Here is a 21427-nt window from a genome sequence, read left to right as displayed (position 1 = left end):
GGACGCCATACCTGGTTGATTAACGATAACCCAAATCTTGCAACAACGACGCCGAGCCGACGGCAGTGACGTGGCTTTCCAGAGCCTGATCTTTGGTGGCGCGCAAACGCAGCACTGACACTAGCAAGCCGAACAACAGTGCCTCTGGCAAAAGCAGGAAGCTATGCACCACACCGGTGACAATTTCGGCCAGGCCGGGCAGCGATGGCAGGCGATTGAGCACCATCCATATCAGCGGCCCCAGCAACCAGTAGGCGGTAATCAATCCCAGTGTGGTCATCAGCAGGCCCAGAAGGAAGCGTAGCTTGCCCTTTTTCCGGCGAGGTAATAACCAGCGTCGAATCACCAGATACACAACCAATATCACTATGGCCGGCAATCCAAGGGTGGGAAGAAAACCGAAAAACCAGAAATAACTGGTGTAAGTCCAAAGGCTATTGATAAACACCATCGGCTTGGTCGCCACGGCGTGCAGGCCGGCGTATTCCCACATGATTTGATTGGCGTAAATCATATCCAGAAAGGCGACCGCGACCAGAAAGAACACGGCAATTTTGATTCCTTTTCGCAACCAGTCGCGAACCGAATGCTCGGAGCGACGAACGTGCAGGCGGTGCAGCAGTGCCTGATAAGTTTCGAGAAATTCGTCTATCGCTGAATGACTAACCATCCTCGCCTGGCGCAGAACAGTGTGTTCAATGCTGCCCGGGTTCTCCCGCTTGGAAAGCAGACGCTTCGCCACGCCGTTGTTCAATCCCATTTTGAGATCACTTTGATCGTCTTCGGAGTAGAGCGCCATTGTGCACACCTCCAGCAGGCCGTCGCCGACGTCACCCAATTGATAGGCGCGGCAGCCATCCCCGACGAACAGACCGCGTCCCCTCACGCTCCCTATTGTCAAATTCGCCTCGGAGAAGGTTTCTGAACCTCGAAGCTCGAAGCTGATCGGATAGGCCGGTGTGGCCCGTACGACACTCGGCTCATCAAGCTCACAGGTGTCGCGCAGTGGTGCCCAGTTCACTTCGCCATTGATCCCGGCTTGGAGGTACCGCTGCTGCCAGGACGACAGTTCTGACTGTGAGCGAAGATTCAACTTGCCCTCACCACTGACGGTGATTGAATGTCGATCGGTAAAATGCCCGGTTTCCCGGCAGGGATCGCACGACTCGGTACCACGACCACCGCAGCGGCCACAGGTGACTTGCGAGCTCCCCCGACACTGGTTACACGTGAGCTGTCCTTGACCATGGCAGGCACCGCACGCATATCGGGAGGGCGCGGTGCCGGACCAACCGCTACCCGCGCAGCTACTGCAACGAACTTTGCCGCCAGCACAGGCCGTACAGCGACACTTCCCTGCACCGCCACAGCCACTGCACCGATTTTTCCCCTGGCCGTTGCAGCGTGAGCAGTTGTAAGTATAAAGCCAGGTTTCCGGATGTTTGCCCAGACTCGTATTGGAAGACCAGACGGCCGTCTTAAGGCCGCTGCCCACGTACTTTTCAAGCCGCTCAACGTAATTAGTAACGTCACCTTGCTCAATGCGCTTGCAGGTCTCCCGCACCGCGCGTGTACAGTCCCCGTCTGAGTTGAATGAATTGCCGCGGTGAACCCCAACCAAACGCTCCTTGCTGGATTCCGCCCGCAACCGCCAGGTTTTATTGATGTCGAGTGTCACCACTTCCTGGGTTGCATCGGCTACACGAACCGTACTTCTGGTTGCATTGAACTGATCGCACAGTGCTTGGTCTGCCGAGGCTTGTATCCGGTCATTCAACGACTGTGATTCGCTCATTGCTCGTCCCCCGCCGCCTGCTCACCGCCTATCACATAATGCACTGTGCGTCCCAGACTGCGGATTGACTCCTGAAAAGAGGCCATCGTCGGGCGCTGAGGGCTACCGAACTCGTGGTATACCATCAGCGTGGCGCCAAGCACCAAGGCCCAAATCAGCAGCATGCTTTTGTGTGTCATTGTCATTGCGCAACTCCGCGGTCTTTAAGGGTTTGATAACGGTGAACGATACCTTTGAGCGCTTCATCCCAGCCATCGAGGCGAGGCTCCAGAACCTGGAGATGGTGGTAAACATGTAGTTGACTTTCCAGCCCGAGGCCAAACGGCAGCAGTACCGGCTGTGCTCGCAAGGCCCAACCCAGAGCCAGTGAACTCAAAGGGCTACTGTGCGCCCGAACCTGGCTCAAAAAATGCTGCGTCGCCCGGTTCTGCTCGACATAGGGGTTGGAGAAAAAGAACGTGCTCAGCAATACGGGTGCGGCCAGCACGCCCAGTACTAATCCGACCTGCAGCGCTATTCCCCGACCCCGGCGACAAACCACAGAAGTGCCCCGACGCTCGCGCCATAGGCTGACTATTTTCAGTGGCAGCTTGACCAGCGTCATCAGCACCAGCGCCAGGGACAAGGTCATGGAAATCGGCGGCACCAGCGTGGCTCGCAGGGCCCGCTTCGCCAGCGCTTCGTTGGCCGCGCCGTCAGCAAAGGTCTCGGCTTGGGCCTCCACTTCGGCCACCAGCCGGCGAGCCTCGCGGTTAACCATCGGGTCCACCACCTGTTGTTTGAACTGACGGTTGTTCCAGTCGGCAAGTGCTCCCGACACATAGAAGTCACCCATGGCCGCTTTAATGGAACGCTGCACACTGGAGTGGCGTTGGAACGCATCCCAAGACAGGCCGGGCTCAATGCCGCCTGACTGTTCATGCCACCGGGCATTGATCCGTTCGCGCACCGCTTCTTGCGCGATCAGGTTAAACACCGCTCGTTGATCCATGGTCCAACCTGAAGGCAGCACCACCCCTTCATTGGCACCCCAGCGAACCAGACCGCGTCCGGTCGTCGGATGACCACGAAACTCGTGCAAGGAACCCAGAGTTGAGGGGTACCCGGACTGCTCAAGAAAATCCGGTTCCAACAACGGACGAATTCGCTCGCGGTAGTGCGCCTGATCGTTGGTGTAGTGGTAGGATTTATCTTGCCAGCCTCCGTCCCCGCCGGCGACTTTGTTCACCCCTTGCGCCAGAAGCGAAACGCCTCCGGTCAGCGCGGCCATGAGACCGGTATTGACCAGGTTACGGGAGGTGGAAACCTCGGTTTCAATCAGCCAATGAGATGGCTCGACATAACCCAGGGGGCTGCGCTGCATTTGCTGATCGTAGCGTTGGTCGAGCCGTTCGCGACAGCCCTCCGTGCTACAGCCACTGCGGCGGTCAAAATACTCATAAATCCGCGGTCCCATTTGCTCCGCCAGCTCAGCCGACCGTCCTTCCAGCTGCGCGACCCCCTGTTGATAGTCCCCCCAGCCCTCGCGCACACGTTCCTCCGCCTGTACCCAGAGCGCCTCGGCTCTATCGGGTGCGCCCTGCAGCTCTCGGGTGTAGGTATCGTAATGGGTCAGATAGATTTGATAGCGCTCGCGCACCTGGCCCCGCAGTTGCCGGTAGCGTGCATAATGTTGATCAAAATCCCGGTAGGCGCGGTTGCGGACAAACTGGCGGGCAATGGTGCCGCGCTGATCTTCTACCCTCCGAACGAGATCCGGGTCAGCGTAGACAAGCGCCCCGAAGACTGTCAGAAAAGTCATTTCGGCAGCGCTGGGAGCAGCATCCGCGCCACCGTTGGGCGGAATGCCGTCGATGGCAATGGTGTTGTCCGCAAGACTGGCTCGCAACAGTTGACTGACCACCGCCTGCTGGCGCTGCTCGGGCGACGAGGGGTCAATCAACCAACGGTCGATCAACCACTTTTGGCCAAAAAACACCAGGGGCCAGACCACGATCACACACAGCGCCAGCCACCCCAGGGGCTTGATCCATCCCTGAGCACGGCGGCCGCGAATCCACAGGTCCGCCAATAGCAGTGAAACACCCACCCCGGAGACTGCCCGACCGAACAGCTCAATACCACGCAGAGCATCTTCGACACCGCCCCGGCCACCGACCACGGCTACCAGTTTGGCGTTGAAAATCAGCTCCGGCACCAGGTAGAGCGCCAACAACCCCACCATCAGCACGGACCAGCCCAAAGGCGTGCCCATCCGCATTGCATCAGTCTTCATCGGTGATTGGCAGCTCAATGGTGATGGGTGTGGCGGTTTCCAGCTCTAGGGATTCATCGGTCGGTGGAGGGGGCAGACGCAACAGGGGTGGGGCTTCCGGGGCCGTAGACGTCGCCGAGTCGGCTGAGGTCGGCTCCTCTAGCGCGACGCTGGGCACAGGTTCGCGCGTTGCGCCTGGCTCGGGTGAGTGCACCGCACAACCCGACAGTACCAACAGAACCACTGCCCACCTCATATTCTTCACCGTCATAATGCGCAGGCCCTGTTCGGCTATTTTTTTAGCCGATTATTTTCGGCATGTTGATTTTTCCGCCAATGTCGATGTATTTTACACACAACTTAGCCTCTTGCCCAACCCTGGAATCCGCCACACATTCCACCGCAACGCCTCACTCTGATCGCCCGCCTGAGCTGCCTACCTATACCCACTAAATCTGGTATCATCCCGCGTTTGGCGCGCACCCGGCGCCCTCCTTTTTCCTTGCCTGCGCCCCAGCCGCGCAGCCAGATTGCGGACAATCAACGATGCCTCTTGCGGATACAGTTTTGGCGGTAAATGACGACCTCCCGATCCGGACCGACCAGCCGGTCCACAGCGGCAAAGTCCGCTCGGTGTACTGGCTGACCGCCGCCGACAGCGAGCGTCTGATACGCGAGCGTGGCTACCCGGTCACCCCGGACGCACCGCTGGCCATCATGGTGATCAGCGACCGGATTTCCGCCTTTGAGTGCCTCTGGAAAGGCGAAGGCGGCCTGGAGGGGGTCCCCGGCAAGGGCGCCGCGCTCAATGCCATCTCCAATCACTGGTTCCAGCGGTTTCGCGAAGAGGGCCTGGCCGACAGTCATATACTGGACATTCCCCACCCGCTGGTCTGGATCGTACAGAAGGCCCGGCCGGTGATGATCGAAGCGATCTGCCGCCAGTACATCACCGGCTCCATGTGGCGCGCCTACGAGCGGGGCGAGCGCCAGTTCTGCGGCATCACCCTGCCCGATGGCCTGAAAAAGGACCAGAAACTGCCCGAGCTGTTGATCACCCCCTCCACCAAAGGCATTCTCAGAGGGCTGGACGGCGTGCCCGAGGCCGACGACGTCAATGTCAGCCGGGCCGACCTGGAGAAGCACTACCAGGCGTTCAACTTCCGTCGCAAAGAGGACATTGCCCTCTACGAGAAGCTGCTCAAGGACGGTTTCCGGGTGATCAGCCGGGAGCTGGAGACGCTCGATCAGATTTTTGTCGACACCAAATTCGAGTTTGGCTACGTGACCGATGCCGAGGGCCGGGAGAAGCTGATCTACATGGACGAAGTGGGCACTCCCGACTCCTCCCGCATCTGGGACGGCCCGGCCTACCGGAGTGGCCAGGTTGTGGAGAAGTCCAAAGAACAGTTTCGCCAGTTGTTGCTACACTACTTCCCGGACCCGGACGTCCTGCTGGACAAGAGCCGCATGGAGGAGCGCACCGCTCTGGCGGAAAAAACCGAGCTGCCGCGCGAGGTTCTGATGGAAGTGTCCGCCACCTACACCTCCATCGCCGAAAAGATCACCGGCCAGAAGCTGGCCCTGTCTGACAACCCGCGCGCCGACATTGTCGAATTGTTGCGCGACCAGTACGGCCTGGTCGATTAGAATTACCCCGGTACGGGCCACAAGGCCGCCCGGCGGGGTACAATAACCATAAATTCCTTTAGCGAGCCCCACTGCTATGTCACCACTGAAGCGTTTATTTGGCTCCCGCTCTCGCCAACCCACACTGGAAGAGCAAATCGAGGCCCTGGAAGGCCAGCCGGAGGCGGATCTGCTCGCCCTGGTACAGAGCGACGCCCAGGAGGCATTGCGCGAAGCGGCGCTCAACTATCTGAGCTACAACCAGACCCTGCTGAACCTGGCGCTCAACGACAACAGCGGCCGTCTGCAGCAGGCCGCGCGCAAACGCATCGGGCAGATGCTCGAAGCCGAGCACCTGACGCTGGAAGAGCTGACCAAGGCGGTCGCCGACCAGTCGCAGTTACTCTCACTGAGCAGCTATTCCGCGCGCGCCGGCCAGCAGGTACTGGACCAGATCAGTGAGCCGGAACTGCTACTGGAACTCGCCATCAACGGCGCCAGCATCCAGATCCGTCGCGCCGCGGCCGAGCGCATCAGCACCCGCCGCGAGCTGGAGAAACTCTACAAGTCCGCCCAGGGCCGTGACAAAACCGTCTACAAACTGGCCAAAACCCGCCTGGAAGCCTACAAAGCCGAGGATGCCCGCCGGGCCGAATCCGAGGCCCAGGCTCTGGTGCTCTGCGAGAAGCTCGAGCAACTGGCGCGGGTCGAACAGGACCCTCTGCGCCAGGCCAAACTGGACAAACTCGCCCAGGACTGGGCTGCCCTGACGGTGGAACCGCCGGAGGCCACGGCCCAGCGCTATCAGCAGGCGCTGCAGCAGCTGCGCGACCAGGAAGCCGCCGAGCGTGAAGCCGAAGCTCAGGTGCAGGCGGAAGAACAGGCCCGGGAGGCCGAAAAAAATCGGGCCCAGGAGCGCTTACAGGAGGCCGAGGCACAGACCCAGGCGCTATTGCGTGCGCTGTATGAAGCCGATAACGACACCCTCGCCGGCGAGACCTTCCCCGCCCAGCTCGAAGCGCTCGGCCAGGCGCTCGCCGCGCTCAATGAAAATCAACAGGCCCGCCTGCAACGCCAGAGAGAGCGGGCCCGGCAACTGCTGGAGCAACTGCGCGAACGGGGCAGCGTCAGCCACTGGCTGGAGCAATTGAAGCTCGCTGACACCGACGAGAGCAAAGCGGCGGCACGGCAGCAGTTGCAGCCGCTGCTCAAAGGCGCCCGAAATGCTCTGGGTGAGCCGCACCCGGAGCCGGTGGCCGCCGCCCTGGAAGAGCTCAAAGAGATTGAAGAGGCCGAAAAAGCGGCCGAACATACCGAGCGCAAACGGGTTCGGGAACTGGAAGGGCTGACCCGCCAGGGGCTGGGGGCGGCCCAGCGAGGCCAGGTGCGCCGCGCGCGCGGTCTGCATCGGGCGACGCTGGAGAAGCGCGAAGGGATCGAGCATCTGTCCAACCATCTGGCAGGCAAGTTGACCGAGCTGGACGAGGCCATCGAGCGGCTGAGTGACTGGCATGAGTTCGCCGTCACCCCCAAAAAAGAAACGCTGATTCGCGCCATGACCGAGCTGGAAAACAGCACCCTGCCCCCGGATGAGCTGGCCCGCAAGATCCACCAGCTGCAGGACGACTGGCGCGAAGTGAGCAAGGGCGTGCCCCACCACGATGAGTCGCTCTGGCATCTGTTCCAGGAGGCCTCCCACAAAGCCTTTGAGCCCTGCAAAGAGTTTTTTGAAACCCAGGCGCGCGAGCGCGAAGCCCATCAGGCCAAGCGAGACACCCTGATCGAACAGCTCGAGCAGTACCTCGAGGGTTACGACTGGGATCATCCTGTCTGGAAAGACGTGGAGCACACCCTCAAACAGGCCCGGCGCGAATGGCGCGACGCCTGGCCGGTGCCGCGCCAGTCGATCAAGGAGCAGGAAGCGCGCTTTGAGCCCCTCATGGACCAGTTGCACGGCAAGCTCAGCGAGGCCTACGAGGCCCATCGCGCCGCCAAGGAAGCGCTGGTGGCGCGCGCCCGCGAGCTGACCGAGCAGAGCGACCTGCATCAGGCCATCGAGGGAGCCAAACAACTGCAGGCTCAGTGGAAAACCGTGGGGTCATGTCGGCCGCGGGATGACCAGGCTCTGTGGAAACAGTTTCGCCAGCACTGCGACGCCATTTTCGAGCGCCGCCAGGAGCAGTTTCAGGCCGCCGATCAGGAGCGCAACGCCCACGCTGAAGAGGCGGAGAAGATCATCCAGCAGCTGCGCGGACTGCTGGACAATGGGCCGGAAAGCGCCGGCGCGCTGCGCACGCGCACCTCAGAGCTGAAAGCGGCCTTCCACAACCTGGGCGAATTGCCCCGCCAACGCATTCAGGCGATCAACGACGAATTTCACAAGGCCCTCAAAGCGCTCGACCATCGCCAGGCCGAAGTGCGTCATCAGGCCAGGGCGCGCCAGGAACAACAGCTGCTCAATGCGGCCGAGGCCGTGCGGGCCCTCGAGCTGGCCAGCCTGGAAAACAGTGGCACCACCGCTGCGCGGGAGGAGGCCGACATCGCCCTCCAGGCCGTTGAGCAGTGGCCCGGCGACAGCCGCGCCCGGCTCGAACAGCGACTGGAGGAGGCCACACAGCTCAGCGCCGAGCAACAACAGCAGAACCTGGAGGCACTGCACCTGCTGTGCATACGGGCTGAAATTCTCACCGAGCGGGAAACACCGGCAGAAGACAAATCGCGGCGCATGGACTATCAGATTCAGCAGCTGCAACAGGGCCTGGGACAGCAGGAAGACTCCCGGGATGGGTTGCTGCTGGAGTGGTTGAGCCTGGGCGGGGTATCGGACCCGGATTACTCCCGTCTGCTGACCCGCTTTCTGGCCAACTGGAAGACGTCGTAACGCCAGGGCGCCCCAAGGAAGGCGCCCCAAGGCGAGCATGACGGCATTTATCACGCTTGGCTCAACGATAGGTCGGTGGGGTGCGCTTAAAAGTACACAGTGCGCTTTAAGGTAACGGAGGACTGGCGCTTAGCGGCTCACCTTGCATTGCCACGTTGGCGCGTTTAATCTTCACTACCCTGAATGATATAACCAATAAAAAACGAGGATGTTGTATGGCCTTTGTTTCCAAAGAAGCCGCCAAGCAATACTGGCGTGCCAACATCAAACTGCTGGCGGTATTGCTGAGTATCTGGTTCATCGTCTCCTTTGGTGCCGGCATTCTGTTTGTCGATCAACTCAATGAAATCCGCATGGGCGGCTTCAAGCTCGGCTTCTGGTTCGCCCAGCAGGGCTCCATCTACACCTTCCTGGTCCTGATATTCGTGTATGTCTACAAAATGAATCAGCTCGACCGCCGCTTTGGTGTCCGGGAAGACGAGGAGTAGTCCATAGAAGCTCAAACACTGATCTATCTGGTGGTAGGCACCACCTTTGCAATTTATATCGGCATTGCCGTCTGGTCCCGTGCCGGCAGCACCAACGACTTTTACATTGCCGGGGGTGGGGTACACCCGGTCGCCAACGGCATGGCCACGGCCGCCGACTGGATGTCGGCCGCCTCCTTCATTTCCATGGCGGGGCTGATCGCCTTTCTGGGCTACGACGGCAGTGTCTACCTCATGGGCTGGACCGGCGGTTACGTGCTGTTGGCGCTCTGTCTGGCGCCCTACCTGCGCAAATTCGGCAAGTTCACCGTCCCGGATTTTATCGGCGACCGCTACTACTCCCAGATGGCCCGCACCGTGGCGGTCATCTGCGCCATTTTTGTCTCCTTCACCTATGTGGCCGGGCAGATGCGTGGCGTGGGTGTGGTGTTTTCGCGCTTTCTGGAAGTGGAAGTCACCACCGGCGTGCTGATCGGCATGGGCGTGGTCTTTTTCTACGCGGTGCTGGGGGGCATGAAAGGCATCACCTATACCCAGGTGGCGCAATACTGTGTGATGATTTTTGCCTACACGGTACCGGCCATTTACATCAGCCTGCTGATCACCGGCAACCCGATTCCCCAACTGGGTTTTGGCAGTCAGATGGCCGACGGCTCGGGCACCTACCTGCTGGACCGGCTCGATGGCCTGACTCGGGAGCTGGGCTTTACCGCCTACACCGAGGGCAAGAAATCCACCATTGATATGTTCTGTATTACGGCGGCACTGATGGTGGGCACCGCGGGTCTGCCCCATGTGATCGTGCGCTTCTTTACCGTGCCCAAGGTGCGGGATGCGCGCAAAAGCGCCGGCTGGGCCCTGCTGTTCATCGCCATTCTCTATACCACGGCGCCAGCCGTGGGTGCGTTCGCCCGGGTCAATATGTTCGAGACCATCAACGGTCCGGAAGCCCAGGGCGTGCCGCGCGAAAACATGCCCGAATGGGTGGAAACCTGGGAGACTACCGGGCTGATCAGCTGGGAGGATAAAAACCAGGACGGCCGACTGTTTTACAGTGGCGACGAGCGCAACGAGATGACCATCGACCCGGATATCATGGTGCTGGCCAATCCCGAAATTGCCGAGCTACCCAACTGGGTAATCGCCCTGGTGGCCGCCGGCGGTCTGGCCGCGGCTCTGTCCACAGCGGCCGGTCTGTTGCTGGTCATTTCCACCTCGGTGTCTCACGACCTGCTCAAACGCAACCTGATGCCACGGATCACCGAGAAGCAGGAGCTGCTGTTCGCCCGACTGGCGGCGGCCGGCGCCATCGGTCTGGCGGGCTATCTGGGGATCAACCCGCCCGGCTTTGTGGCGGAAGTGGTCGCCTTTGCCTTCGGTCTGGCGGCGGCGAGCTTCTTTCCCGCCATCATCATGGGTATTTTCTTCAAGCCCATGAACCAGTGGGGCGCGGTCAGTGGCATGCTCAGCGGTCTGATCTTTACCGCCGGCTATATTCTGGTGTTCAAGGGGGTGTTTTTCGAGCCATTGCTGCCCAACACCCCGGAATACTGGCTGCTGGGCATCTCACCGGAAGGCATCGGGTTTGTGGGGATGTTGCTGAACCTGGCGGTGGCGCTGACCGTGCGCTGGTACACACCGGATGCACCACCTCATATTCAGGACCTGGTCGAGAGCATCCGCTTTCCCCAGGGCTCCAGCGGCCCCAAGGGGCACTGACCGGGTGATCCCGGGCCGGACGCCTCGGCTTTGATTGAGCCGAGGCGCCCGGCCCACCGATCAACTCTCCAGCCAGACCTCACTCGCCCACTGCCAGACGTCATCCCAGGTCTCGTCGGTCAGGTCGCCGTCGCGCCAATAAACCACTTCGCCATCGGGGTCGACGCAGTAATAGTTACTGTTCACCTCGCACAGAGGCAAGAGGTAGCGCGGCACCCCTCTGGACCAGGCGGTGGCCGCCACTTCCGACAAGTGGGTGTGGGCGTGCGGGTCAGCGGCCGTCACCGGCTCCAGCGAACCGGTGACGATATCGCTGGCTTCCATCAGGAAGCGGCGCATTTCCCTTGGTATCGGCAGCAGCAATTCCTCTTCCACATCCACCAACGCCTCGTGGCTGGGCAGTTCCAGAGGAACGGGAATGGGTTGATGGGCGGCGCGCAGGCGCCTCAGGGTGTCTTCCATTGTAGGCTCTTGAGTGATGAATTTGGCGGGCCAATGCTAGCGCCCCGCCCGGGGGCTGACAAGCCCGTATTGACCCTACCTGCCAAAAATCAGGTCAGCCAGAGCACCCACTGCTGATACAGTGGCAGACCGATCAGCACATTGATGGGGAAAGTGATCCCCAGCGACGCCAACATCGCCAGACCGATGTTGGCCTCAGGCACGGCGGCGCGAATGGCCGCCGGCGCCGCGATGTAGGAGGCACTCGCCGCCAGGGCGGCCAACACCAGCACACTGCCCGCTGGCAGCCCCAGCCAGACGCCAAGCCCCAGACCGACCCAGGCCAGCACAAAGGGGGCGACCGCCGCAAACAACAGCAGGCGCCACTGTTGGATCGGCAGAGGAATGCAGGCCCGGGCGGTACAGATGCCCATCTCCAGCAGAAACAGCGCCAGAAAGGTCTTGAACCCGCCCATAAGGGTCGGCGTAATGGGTGCCAGGCCCTCGGGACCGTAACTCCAACCGATCACCACGCCCCCCACCAGCAGCAGGATGTTGCGGTTGGTCAGGGCTTCATGCCAGACGCCCATCTGGGTGTGAGAGCTGCCTTTCTGCTTCTGGTACCACCAGAGCATCACAATCAGTGCTGGCAGTTCCAGCAGCACCAGATATAATGTTGTTTCAGGCGCCAGAGACATGTCGGCTTTCTCGGCCAACGCCAGAGCCACGGCAAAGGTGCCGGCACTGACCGACCCGTAGTGGGCCGCGATGCTCACCGCGTCGGCGGTATCCAACCGGACCAGACGCCGAAGCAGAGGGTAGAGGACCACAGGAATCATCAGGCCGAGCGCGGCGATCAGCACCAGATCAAGCAGCGCCCCACTGTCAGAGCTGCCGTGCAGGGCGAGGCCACCCTTCAGGCCCAGGGTGAGCATCAGGAGTATCGACAGGGTTTCGTAAACAGCGCCGGGAACTTTCAGATCCGACTTGAGTACCCCGGCCAACAGGCCCAGGGCAAAAAAGGCAATGACAATATCCGGCACAGCGTTCTCCCGATTGAGGCCCTGTTTGAGGGCCGTTAAGACCGGTGGCGATTATCCCCACTTGGGACTATTATGACAAATATGTTTAATACCAAAACGTTATAGACCATCGTCCATGAAGCGACGCCATCCGGGCTTCCGCCCGCCGGTCGATACCAATGTGCGCACCGGCCGGTTTCTACCGACATAGCCCCCACTGGCCGTATTTTCCCTATAATGGTGAATCCGACTACAAACAGATTTCCCTATAATATCGGACCCACATATGCCCATAAAAGATAGTGCCCATCTGGAGCCGCTGCTGCTGCGAACCCTGGGCGAGCACACACTGGACCTGATTTACGCCAAAGACCGGGAGGGCCGCTTCCTGTTCGTCAATGCCGCCCTGGCGCGCGCGTTCGGGGTCCAATCCTCCAGAGAGGTGCTGGGAAAGTGGGACTTTGACTACCATCCGGAGGAGATGGCCCGGGGCTACTACGAGGATGATCAGAACGTGATCCGGTCGGGCCAGCCTCTGATTGACCGGGAAGAGCGGCTCAATGATGCCGCCACCGGCCGGCCCCGCTGGTACTCCACCACCAAGGTGCCACTAGAGGACGAAAATGGCAAAGTAATCGGTGTGATCGGCATCAGCCGTGACATCACCACAACCAAAGAGGCGGAGTTTGAAGCCCGCCGCCTGAATGCCGAGCTGGAACAGCGCGTCAATGAGCGCACCGAGGAGCTGAAAAAACTGGCCGAGACGCTGGAAAAAGAGCGCCATCTGATGCGCACACTGATCGACTCCATGCCCGACAACATCTACGCCAAAGACGACCAGAGCCGGTTTCTGCTCGCCAATCGGGCGGTCACCGACAGCATGGGAACCTCGCAGGCGGAAATCCTGGGCACGAGTGACTTCAATTACTTTCCGGAGGATCTGGCCCAGCAGTACTTCGATGACGAGCAGCAGCTGTTGCGCTCGGGGAAGCCTCTGCTCGATCGGGAAGAGCCCAGCGTCAACACCGAAACCGGGAAAACCCGCTGGTTGCTGACCAGTAAAGTCCCGGTGCGCAATGATGCCGGCCAGATTGTCGGCCTGGTCGGAATCGGGCGGGATATCTCCAAACGGCGCGAAGTCGAGCGGGCGCTACGCCGCAGCGAAGAGCGGTTTCGCAGCCTGACCGAGCTTTCCTCGGACTGGTACTGGGAACAGGACGAGCAGCTGCGATTTATCGATTTTACCGACGCCAACGCCCGCTCCGGGTTCCAGAAATCCGACGTTCTGGACAAAACAGTGCAAGAACTTCCCGGCACTGAGCCGCTCGGTCATGCCTGGCTGGAACACCAAAGCTTGACCGCCAGGCGCGAACCCTTTCGGGATCTCGAACTGCGTCGCCTCGCCTCCAACGGGGAAACCGTTTACCTGAGCCTCAGCGGACTGCCCATGTATGATGACCTGGGCCACTTTCAGGGGTATCGCGGTATCGGCCAGGATATTACCGAGCGCAAACGCTCGGAGGAACACGTTCACTATCTGGCAACCCACGACAGCCTGACCGGACTTCCCAATCGCTTCATGTTCAGCGAAATTCTGAACATCGCGATCGAATCCGCGCGCCGCTACCAGCGCAAACTCGCGGTGTTGTTCGTGGACCTGGATCGCTTCAAAACCATCAACGATACCCTGGGCCACGACGCCGGTGACACCCTGTTGAAAGCATTGGCACACCGCTTTACCGACTGCCTGCGCTCCAGCGATACCGTTGCCCGACTGGGCGGGGACGAGTTTGTCATCCTGCTGCAGGAGGTCGAGACCCCCGACAAGGTCAGCAACGTCGCCCAGAAGCTGATCTCGGCGGCGGTCAGGCCGGTCACGATTCTGGGACAGGAATGCCGGGTCACCGCCAGCATCGGCATCTGCATGTACCCGACCGATGCGGACGACGAGCAGACGCTGATGAAAAACGCCGATATCGCCATGTATCGGGCCAAGGCGGAAGGCAAGAACACCTACCAGTTTTATTCCCCCGACATCCAGGAGCGCTCGCTGGAGCGACTGATGCTGGAAAACAACCTGCGCCTCGCCCTGGAGCGCAATCAGTTCTTTCTCCATTACCAGGCCAAGCGCAACCTGAAAAGCGGCGAGATCGCCGGCGTGGAGGCCCTGGTACGCTGGCAACACCCGGACCTGGGCATCGTCTCTCCGGCCCAGTTCATTCCCCTGGCGGAAGAGACAGGGCTGATCGTCATCATCGGTCGCTGGGTACTCAAAACAGCGTGCGAGCAGAATATGGCGTGGCAGGAAGAGGGGTTGCCTCCCATCTGCATGGCGGTCAACTTGTCGGCGAGGCAGTTTTTTGATGAACACCTGGTCGAGGATATCGCCACGGCACTCAATGAGTCGGGCATGAAGCCCGAACTGCTCGAACTGGAAATTACCGAGGGCATGGTGATGCAGGACGCCGAGCGGGCGATCCGGATTCTCACGGCCATCAAAGCGCTCGGCGTCCGGCTGGCCATCGACGACTTTGGCGTGGGCTACTCCTCCCTCGCCCAGATCAAGCGCTTTCCGATTGACACCCTCAAGGTGGACCGGTCATTCATTCGTGACATCCCCGCCGATCGGGAGGACCAGGCCATCACCCAGGCCATCATTGCCATGGGTCGGACGCTGAGCCTGACCGTTGTGGCCGAGGGGGTGGAGACGGTGGAGCAGGAGACCTTCCTCCGGGATCATTCCTGTGACCAATCCCAGGGCTTCTACTTCAGCCGTCCGGTGGGACCGGGCGAATTCGCCACTCTGATGCGGGATAAAAAGCCCTACCCCGAGCGTTGATCACAACGAGGAGTGAGCAACAGGGTGATCAGCCCCGATCCAGCAGACTGCGCAGATCGATCAGCGCCGCATTGGCCCGGGAAATATAGGAGGCCATGACCAGCGAGTGGTTGGCGAGCAGGCCAAAGCCACTGCCGTTGAGAATCATGGGGCTCATCACCGGACGCTGGGTGGCTTCCAGTTCGCGCACGATCTGGCCCAGGCTGACGCGGGCGTTTTTGTCATCCAGCACATCGGCAAACTCGATTTCTGCCGCCTTGAGCAGATGGATCAGCGCCCAGGCCGAGCCTCGCGCCTCGTAATAGACATTATCCAGCGCCGTCCAGGGCGTTTTCACCACAACCTCACTGGGTGAAACCTCCTCGGTTTCCCCCATCTGGACCGGGAAGTCGGTATTGAGGCGACGCTGTCCAACGCTGGCGCTCAGGCGCTGCGACAGGCTGCCCAGGCGGGTTTCGACAGTGCTCAACCAGTAGCGCAGGTTATCCGCGCGGGTATAGAACTCCGCATTACTGCCATTCGCACCGCTCAAACGCTCCAGGTAGTTGCGCATGAAATCAATGCCTTCGCGGTACTGGCGCTCTGTGGCGGGCATGATCCAGCTGTCAGTGTTGAAATTCAGCCGCGATTCGGCCAGTGCCAGATCTTCATCTTCGCGCGACTGGGACTGTGAGCGACTGAAGGCCTCGCGCATGGCTTTGACCGCATCGCGCACCTGAATCACCACGCCGTACTCCCAGCTGGGCATATTGTCCAGCCAGATACCCGGCAGACTGATATCGTTGGTGAGAAAACCACCGGGTTTATCCAGCAGAGTCTCGGTCACCTTGACCAGAGTCGCGGTCATCACCACCCCGCGGTTCGGCTCGCTGCCACTGGTCGCCAGCTCCGACTCCACATTGTCGCGCACATCGAAAAAGCCCGGCGTCATGCTCCAGTAGACCCCCAGGCCCAGCGCCAGCACCAGGTACAAAGCCACAACGGCGGCCGCCAGCTTCAACCAGATTCCGGCACGCGACACATCTTCACGGGTATTGGCAAAGGTGTCGCGCAGTTTGCGACGGGTGGTGATCCACAGTTGTTTGGTTCTGGACACAGGCATGTTGGCACTCCCTACTTTATTAATAGACGCCGCGTTAGTGGTGAGGGCGGTCAAAGACGCTGACCGCATGGGCGGTGACGGTCTGGCGGCTGCCGTCATCGAACTCCAGAATCAAGTCTAGCGGATCTCCGGTGCGCGGGCGACGATTGAGCTTGAACAGCATGACGTGATAGCCCCCCGACTGAAAGCGCACCTCGGCCCCAGGAGCGAGAGTGACCGAATCCACCCGACGCATCCGCATCATGCCATCGCGGGTTTCATGGCGGTGCAACTCGGCGCGCTCGGCGAACTCGGCGTGCACGTCCACCAGTACGTGCTCCCGATCACCGGGATTGCGCAGCAGAAAGTAGGCGGAGCTGTTGTCCTTACCCGGGATCGGCACCCGAACCGTGGCGTCAATCACTTCAATGGTGGCGGCCGCTTCAGGCCTGGATTCGGCCCAGGCCGCAACGCTGAGCAAGGTCAGCAGAGTCAGGGTCAACAATCGCATACACAGTCTCTCTTTTCAGTTTCGCAGTGCCTTTCGGCCCTGCAATGTCATGGGGGCGCGCGAGCCAGTTGGCAGTTTTTCCACTCCACTTCGGCTACAATGCCCGAACTTACACCAGCCACCGGGGGTCCCAGTGGGGCGGGGCCGGTGCGCCGAATCCTGCAGCGGCTGGGGGTATGATACGCTCCCGCCGCCAGATCAGTCACGCAACGCGGAAAATGGCTCTACCCATGCTGACACTTTTACACCAGAATTTGTTGATTCGCTTTTTCGGCCTGCTACTGCTCGTCGGCACCGCGCCTGTTTTGGCCCAGGACCCGATAAGCTCCGGGCAGAGCAACCAGAACGACAGCCTGCTGGGCGGCGGGGACGACTTTCTGCCAGTCACCGAGGCCTTTCAGATCGAAGCCCGCCTTTACGACAGCCAGCTCGTCGTTCACTGGGAGATCGCACCCGACTACTATCTGTATAAAGAGCGGTTCCGCCTGAGTGCCACCCCCGAGCCCGAAGGGTTTGACCCGGCGTTCAGTGACAACACCGTCGAAAAGTACGACGAGTACTTTGAAAAAGACATGGACGTCTACTACGACAGTGCCACCATCCGGATGGACCTGCCCAAGGATGCCGAAACCTTCACTCTGCGGGTCGAGTCCCAGGGCTGTGCCGATGCCGGGCTCTGCTACCCCCCGCAAGTCGATACCCTCTCGGTAGACCCGGCCAGTGGCGATGTGGACATTCAGGCCGCGGCCGCCGGCACGACCCCGGACTCGGGTCCCGGGTCAAGCGCCGGCTCCGCCGCCCCCGAGACGGCCACCACCTGGCTCCCCTACATCCTCTTGCTGGCACTATTGGGCGGTATCATCCTCAACCTCATGCCCTGTGTGTTCCCGGTGCTTTCCATCAAGGTCATGAGTCTGGCACAGGCCGATCGCGCCCGACTGCCACTGCACGGTTGGGCCTACACGGCCGGCATTGTCGCCTGTTTTCTGGTGTTCGCCGGTATCCTGCTGCTGGCCCGGGCCGGCGGCGAGGCCATTGGCTGGGGCTTCCAGCTGCAATCGCCTCTGTTGATTGCGGCGCTCGCCTACCTGTTTTTTGTGTTGGGGCTGAGCCTCTCGGGGCTTCTGCCTCTGGGCACTCGCTGGATGGGCGTCGGGCAGAGCCTGACCCAGCGCACCGGGCTGACCGGCTCTTTCTTTACCGGTGTTCTGGCCGCCGTGGTCGCCAGCCCCTGCACCGCTCCCTTTATGGGCGCCGCGCTGGGCTTCGCCCTGACCCAGCCCCCGCTGGTGAGTCTGAGCGTGTTCGTCGCCCTGGGCCTGGGCATGGCCCTGCCCCTGCTGCTGCTGTGCTATGTCCCCGCGCTGGTCCGCCACCTGCCCCGGCCCGGCCCCTGGATGGAGACGCTCAAGCAGGTTCTCGCCTTTCCCCTTTATCTCACGGCCATCTGGCTGTTGTGGGTCCTGGGGCGACAGGCTGGCACCGATGCCATCATTGCCCTCTGCCTCGGCGCCCTGGCCATTGCCTTTGCCGGCTGGCTGGGCACTCGCTCGCTCAGCTCGGGCTTTGGGCTCTGGAGCCGACGGGCGCTGGTGTTGAGTGCCTGGGCCGCCGCTCTGTTTTTGCCCTGGCAGTCACTCAACGAGTCGGCCGAAACCGACCGCTGGGAGCCCTATTCCGCCAACCGGCTGGCCGAACTGCGCGCTCAGGACCGGCCGGTGTTCGTCAACCTCACCGCCGACTGGTGCCTGACCTGCCTCGCCAACGAGCAGGTCACCCTGGACACGGACAGGATCGAGGCGGCCTTCGACCAGCACAATGTCGCCACCCTCAAGGGCGACTGGACCAACCGCGACCCGGCCATTACCCGACTGCTGGAAGATTACGATCGCAGCGGCGTGCCTCTGTACCTCTGGTTCCCGGCCGGACACTCCGGGCCTGGAGAGGTGTTACCCCAGCTATTGCGCAAAAAACACCTGCTGCAAGCGATAGAGTCCGAAGAAGCTGGCAATATCTGAAATATTTACCGACGTTAACCCATTTTTCGCACACTTTTCTCGATCCTCTGCTATCTTGTAACTAAGTGTGCGGGCTTTGTTGCGAAAACAGCCTCCGGGTGTGTCGATCAGCGGGGTCTACAAGCTAACAAACTCAATAACAGGCCGAACGTCCGGCATCTTGCCGACATTTGAATCCAATTTGATAAAAAGCCGCGCTGACCGTGGACACTGTTGCTTTTTTGCGGCAAACTCGCCCCCATAATGTGCCACCGAGGCCGATCACCGGGCGGTATCTGACGGTGTTCAGCATCCTTTGAGGCAATAACGGGATTGATCATGGCAACCATTCTGGTTTTACACGGCCCCAACCTGAACATGCTCGGGCAACGTGAGCCCGGCATCTATGGGGCCCAGACTCTGGAGAGCATCAATCAGGCGCTGACCGAACAGTGTCGGGCCAGCGGCCACCACCTGCTCAGCCTGCAGAGCAATGCCGAGTATGAACTGATTGACCGCATTCACGAGGCCAGCCGGGACGGAGTGGATTTCATCCTGTTCAACCCCGCCGCTTTCACTCATACCAGCGTGGCGCTGCGGGACGCACTCCTGGCCGTCGCCATTCCTTTTATTGAGGTTCACCTGTCCAACGTGCACAGTCGCGAAGCCTTTCGCCAGCACTCCTATTTCTCGGACATCGCCCGGGGGGTGATCTGTGGCTTCGGCGCCACCAGCTACGAGCTGGCTCTGCAGGCTGCCCTGCGCGCGCTGGAAACAGACAACTGATACTTTACCCGCTGCCCCTGGCAGCCAAACTCATTCATCCGTTGCATTAAAGAGAGGGCCCAATGGATATTCGCAAAATCAAAAAGCTGATCGAGCTGCTGGAAGAGTCCGATGTCGGCGAGCTGGAAATCAAAGAGGGCGAGGAATCCGTCCGTATCAGCCGCAATAACCCCCACGCACAGTACTTTACCAGTGCGCCCATGCAGCAGGCTCCGGCCCAGGCAGCTCCAGCGGCCGCTCCGGCACCCGCGCCCGAAGCCAGCGCCGCGCCAGTGGCCGAAGAGCCCGGCGGCCACGTGGTGAAGTCCCCGATGGTGGGCACCTTCTACCGCTCCCCCAGCCCCGGCTCCCCCACCTTTGTGGAAGTCGGAAAACACGTCAAGGCGGGCGATGTTATCTGCATTATTGAAGCGATGAAGATGATGAACCAAATCGAAGCCGACAAGGCGGGCGTGATCGAAGCCATACTCGTGGACGACGGCGAGCCGGTTGAGTTTGATCAACCCCTGGTAACGATTGTTTAAAATCCAGAGCCGAGGATTTGGTTTATGTTTGAGAAAGTATTGATCGCCAATCGCGGCGAAATTGCCCTGCGCATCCTGCGCGCCTGCAAAGAGATGGGCATCAAGACCGTCGCGGTTCACTCACAGGTCGACCGGGACCTGAAGCATGTGCGCCTGGCGGATGAGTCCGTGTGTATCGGCCCCAACCCCTCTGCCAAGAGCTACCTGAACATTCCGGCCATCATCAGCGCCATGGAAGTGACCGACTCGGTGGCCGTGCACCCGGGTTACGGCTTTCTGGCGGAAAACGCTGACTTTGCCGAGCAGGTACAGAAAAGCGGCTTTGTGTTCATCGGGCCCGACCCGGAAACCATTCGCATGATGGGCGACAAGGTCGCCGCCATTGCCGCCATGAAAAAGGCGGGCGTACCCACGGTACCCGGCTCCGATGGCCCCTTGCCGGCCCAGGACCGGGACCGGTGTCTCGCCATGGGGCGCGAGGTCGGCTACCCGGTGATCATCAAGGCGGCCGCCGGTGGCGGCGGACGGGGTATGCGCGTGGTGCATACCGAAGCCTCACTGATGAACTCGATCCACATCACCCAGAACGAAGCCAAGTCGGCGTTTGGCGACGATACCGTCTATATGGAGAAGTTTCTCCAGAATCCGCGCCATGTGGAAATTCAGGTATTGTCCGACGGCCAGGGCAACGCCATCCACCTGGGCGACCGGGACTGCTCTCTGCAGCGTCGGCACCAGAAGGTGATCGAGGAGGCACCGGCACCGGGCATTCCCGACGATGTGCGCCAGTCCACGGCCGAGGCCTGCGTCAACGCCTGTATCAAAATGGGCTACAAGGGTGCCGGCACCTTCGAGTTCCTGTACGAAGACGGCCACTTCTACTTTATCGAGATGAACACCCGCATCCAGGTGGAGCATCCGGTATCGGAGATGGTCACCGGCGTTGACATCATCAAGGAGCAGATCCGCGTCTGTTCCGGGCAGAAGCTGTCACTCACGCAGGAGGATATCGTCATCCGCGGCCATTCGTTCGAGTGCCGGATCAATGCCGAGGACCCGAAGACGTTCATGCCCTGCCCGGGCAAGGTCAAGACCTTCCACCCACCGGGCGGCCTGGGTGTGCGTGTGGATTCGCATCTGTACTGCGGCTATACCGTACCTCCCAACTACGACTCCATGGTGGCCAAGATCATTACCTATGGGGATAACCGGGAGGAGGCGCTCAATCGCATGCGCCACGCCCTGGAAGAAACCGTGATCGATGGCATCCGCACCAACATCTCCCTGCACCAGTGGCTGGTGCGGGACGAGGAGTTCCGCAAAGGCGGGGTCAACATCCATTACCTGGAAAAGAAGCTGGCGAGCTAAGAGAGTGGACAGAGGCAGGTGGCGCTTGCGCTTACCTGCCCTACCCGACGCCAGGAGATTGACGGTCATCTGGCGTCGACCCACCCGCCAAC

17 protein-coding genes are annotated in these 21427 nt (G+C 60.8%); 9 read left to right on the top strand and 8 right to left on the bottom strand.

Annotated elements, in window-relative coordinates:
* Positions 1-19: 19 nt before the first annotated feature.
* Genes AAE484_RS08005 through AAE484_RS07990 form a run of 4 tightly spaced genes read right to left on the bottom strand, consistent with a single transcriptional unit; the run spans position 20 to position 4305 of the window.
* Positions 20-1795 carry a hypothetical protein gene (locus AAE484_RS08005; RefSeq protein WP_341937840.1) on the bottom strand — a complete coding sequence of 592 codons (1776 nt, stop codon included), beginning with the start codon at positions 1793-1795 and terminating at the stop codon, positions 20-22.
* Positions 1792-1980, bottom strand: coding sequence for a hypothetical protein (locus AAE484_RS08000; protein WP_341937839.1), 189 nt, complete (start codon positions 1978-1980; stop codon positions 1792-1794). The genes AAE484_RS08005 and AAE484_RS08000 overlap by 4 nt, the downstream gene beginning before the upstream one ends.
* Positions 1977-4070, bottom strand: a complete 2094-nt coding sequence (locus AAE484_RS07995; protein ID WP_341937838.1) for a hypothetical protein — start codon at positions 4068-4070, stop codon at positions 1977-1979. Before AAE484_RS07995 ends, AAE484_RS08000 begins: the two co-directional genes overlap by 4 nt.
* Positions 4060-4305, bottom strand: coding sequence for a hypothetical protein (locus tag AAE484_RS07990; RefSeq protein ID WP_341937837.1), 246 nt, complete (start codon positions 4303-4305; stop codon positions 4060-4062). The genes AAE484_RS07995 and AAE484_RS07990 overlap by 11 nt, the downstream gene beginning before the upstream one ends.
* 290 nt (positions 4306-4595) lie before the next feature.
* Between AAE484_RS07990 and AAE484_RS07985 the strand changes: the two genes are divergently transcribed.
* The 4 genes from AAE484_RS07985 to AAE484_RS07970 all read left to right on the top strand — a co-directional run bounded on the left by AAE484_RS07985 (position 4596) and on the right by AAE484_RS07970 (position 10766).
* On the top strand, positions 4596-5699 hold the full coding sequence (locus tag AAE484_RS07985; protein WP_341937836.1) for a phosphoribosylaminoimidazolesuccinocarboxamide synthase: 1104 nt from the start codon (positions 4596-4598) through the stop codon (positions 5697-5699).
* A gap of 76 nt (positions 5700-5775) precedes the next feature.
* Positions 5776-8559: a DUF349 domain-containing protein gene (locus AAE484_RS07980; protein WP_341937835.1), complete on the top strand. Its 2784-nt coding sequence runs from the start codon at positions 5776-5778 to the stop codon at positions 8557-8559.
* 215 nt (positions 8560-8774) lie between these two features.
* A complete protein-coding gene (locus AAE484_RS07975) occupies positions 8775-9047 on the top strand; it encodes a DUF4212 domain-containing protein (protein WP_341937834.1) in 273 nt (90 codons plus the stop codon).
* A gap of 3 nt (positions 9048-9050) precedes the next feature.
* A complete protein-coding gene (locus AAE484_RS07970) occupies positions 9051-10766 on the top strand; it encodes a sodium:solute symporter family protein (protein ID WP_341937891.1) in 1716 nt (571 codons plus the stop codon).
* 60 nt (positions 10767-10826) lie between these two features.
* Here AAE484_RS07970 and AAE484_RS07965 read toward each other — a convergent pair whose 3' ends face one another.
* Positions 10827-11228, bottom strand: a complete 402-nt coding sequence (locus AAE484_RS07965) for an SMI1/KNR4 family protein (RefSeq protein ID WP_341937833.1) — start codon at positions 11226-11228, stop codon at positions 10827-10829.
* Between the two features lie 89 nt (positions 11229-11317).
* Positions 11318-12250 carry a sodium-dependent bicarbonate transport family permease gene (locus AAE484_RS07960; protein ID WP_341937832.1) on the bottom strand — a complete coding sequence of 311 codons (933 nt, stop codon included), beginning with the start codon at positions 12248-12250 and terminating at the stop codon, positions 11318-11320.
* Between the two features lie 265 nt (positions 12251-12515).
* On the opposite strand from AAE484_RS07960, the gene AAE484_RS07955 reads away from it, so the two are divergent.
* Complete coding sequence (locus AAE484_RS07955; protein WP_341937831.1) at positions 12516-15068, top strand: sensor domain-containing protein; 2553 nt, start codon at positions 12516-12518, stop codon at positions 15066-15068.
* A gap of 28 nt (positions 15069-15096) precedes the next feature.
* Here AAE484_RS07955 and AAE484_RS07950 read toward each other — a convergent pair whose 3' ends face one another.
* Both AAE484_RS07950 and AAE484_RS07945 read right to left on the bottom strand, forming a co-directional pair.
* Positions 15097-16170 (bottom strand): DUF2333 family protein, encoded by a 1074-nt coding sequence (locus AAE484_RS07950; protein ID WP_341937830.1) that lies wholly within the window; start codon positions 16168-16170, stop codon positions 15097-15099.
* A 34-nt stretch (positions 16171-16204) separates the two neighbouring features.
* Positions 16205-16660, bottom strand: coding sequence for a copper chaperone PCu(A)C (locus tag AAE484_RS07945; protein ID WP_341937829.1), 456 nt, complete (start codon positions 16658-16660; stop codon positions 16205-16207).
* Positions 16661-16890: 230 nt separating this feature from the next.
* Here AAE484_RS07945 and AAE484_RS07940 point away from each other — a divergent pair, with 230 nt between their 5' ends.
* From AAE484_RS07940 to accC, 4 genes are all read left to right on the top strand, one after another.
* Positions 16891-18678: a protein-disulfide reductase DsbD family protein gene (locus tag AAE484_RS07940; RefSeq protein WP_341937828.1), complete on the top strand. Its 1788-nt coding sequence runs from the start codon at positions 16891-16893 to the stop codon at positions 18676-18678.
* 318 nt (positions 18679-18996) lie between these two features.
* A complete protein-coding gene (gene aroQ, locus AAE484_RS07935; RefSeq protein ID WP_341937827.1) occupies positions 18997-19443 on the top strand; it encodes a type II 3-dehydroquinate dehydratase in 447 nt (148 codons plus the stop codon).
* 62 nt (positions 19444-19505) lie between these two features.
* Entirely contained in the window at positions 19506-19967 is a 462-nt protein-coding gene (gene accB, locus AAE484_RS07930; protein WP_341937826.1) for an acetyl-CoA carboxylase biotin carboxyl carrier protein, read from the top strand.
* Positions 19968-19991: 24 nt separating this feature from the next.
* Positions 19992-21335, top strand: a complete 1344-nt coding sequence (gene accC / locus AAE484_RS07925) for an acetyl-CoA carboxylase biotin carboxylase subunit (protein ID WP_341937825.1) — start codon at positions 19992-19994, stop codon at positions 21333-21335.
* Positions 21336-21427: the final 92 nt, after the last annotated feature.

Origin of the sequence: Marinimicrobium sp. C2-29 (genome assembly GCF_038419845.1) — a bacterium.
Classification (GTDB): Bacteria; Pseudomonadota; Gammaproteobacteria; order Pseudomonadales; family Cellvibrionaceae; genus Marinimicrobium.
The sequence above is the reverse complement of the archived record's forward strand: the minus strand, read 5'-3'. Positions and strand labels throughout refer to the sequence as shown.

Bases quoted from the DNA above. Each gene is read 5' to 3' on its own strand.
- AAE484_RS07995 (WP_341937838.1), bottom strand. From the start codon at position 4,070: ATGAAGACTGATGCAATGCGGATGGGCACGCCTTTGGGCTGGTCCGTG.
- AAE484_RS08000 (WP_341937839.1), bottom strand. From the start codon at position 1,980: ATGACAATGACACACAAAAGCATGCTGCTGATTTGGGCCTTGGTGCTT.
- AAE484_RS07950 (WP_341937830.1), bottom strand. From the start codon at position 16,170: ATGCCTGTGTCCAGAACCAAACAACTGTGGATCACCACCCGTCGCAAA.
- AAE484_RS07940 (WP_341937828.1), top strand. From the start codon at position 16,891: ATGCTGACACTTTTACACCAGAATTTGTTGATTCGCTTTTTCGGCCTG.
- aroQ (WP_341937827.1), top strand. From the start codon at position 18,997: ATGGCAACCATTCTGGTTTTACACGGCCCCAACCTGAACATGCTCGGG.
- AAE484_RS07955 (WP_341937831.1), top strand. From the start codon at position 12,516: ATGCCCATAAAAGATAGTGCCCATCTGGAGCCGCTGCTGCTGCGAACC.
- AAE484_RS07990 (WP_341937837.1), bottom strand. From the start codon at position 4,305: ATGAGGTGGGCAGTGGTTCTGTTGGTACTGTCGGGTTGTGCGGTGCAC.
- accB (WP_341937826.1), top strand. From the start codon at position 19,506: ATGGATATTCGCAAAATCAAAAAGCTGATCGAGCTGCTGGAAGAGTCC.
- AAE484_RS07985 (WP_341937836.1), top strand. From the start codon at position 4,596: ATGCCTCTTGCGGATACAGTTTTGGCGGTAAATGACGACCTCCCGATC.
- accC (WP_341937825.1), top strand. From the start codon at position 19,992: ATGTTTGAGAAAGTATTGATCGCCAATCGCGGCGAAATTGCCCTGCGC.
- AAE484_RS07980 (WP_341937835.1), top strand. From the start codon at position 5,776: ATGTCACCACTGAAGCGTTTATTTGGCTCCCGCTCTCGCCAACCCACA.
- AAE484_RS08005 (WP_341937840.1), bottom strand. From the start codon at position 1,795: ATGAGCGAATCACAGTCGTTGAATGACCGGATACAAGCCTCGGCAGAC.
- AAE484_RS07975 (WP_341937834.1), top strand. From the start codon at position 8,775: ATGGCCTTTGTTTCCAAAGAAGCCGCCAAGCAATACTGGCGTGCCAAC.
- AAE484_RS07945 (WP_341937829.1), bottom strand. From the start codon at position 16,660: ATGCGATTGTTGACCCTGACTCTGCTGACCTTGCTCAGCGTTGCGGCC.
- AAE484_RS07965 (WP_341937833.1), bottom strand. From the start codon at position 11,228: ATGGAAGACACCCTGAGGCGCCTGCGCGCCGCCCATCAACCCATTCCC.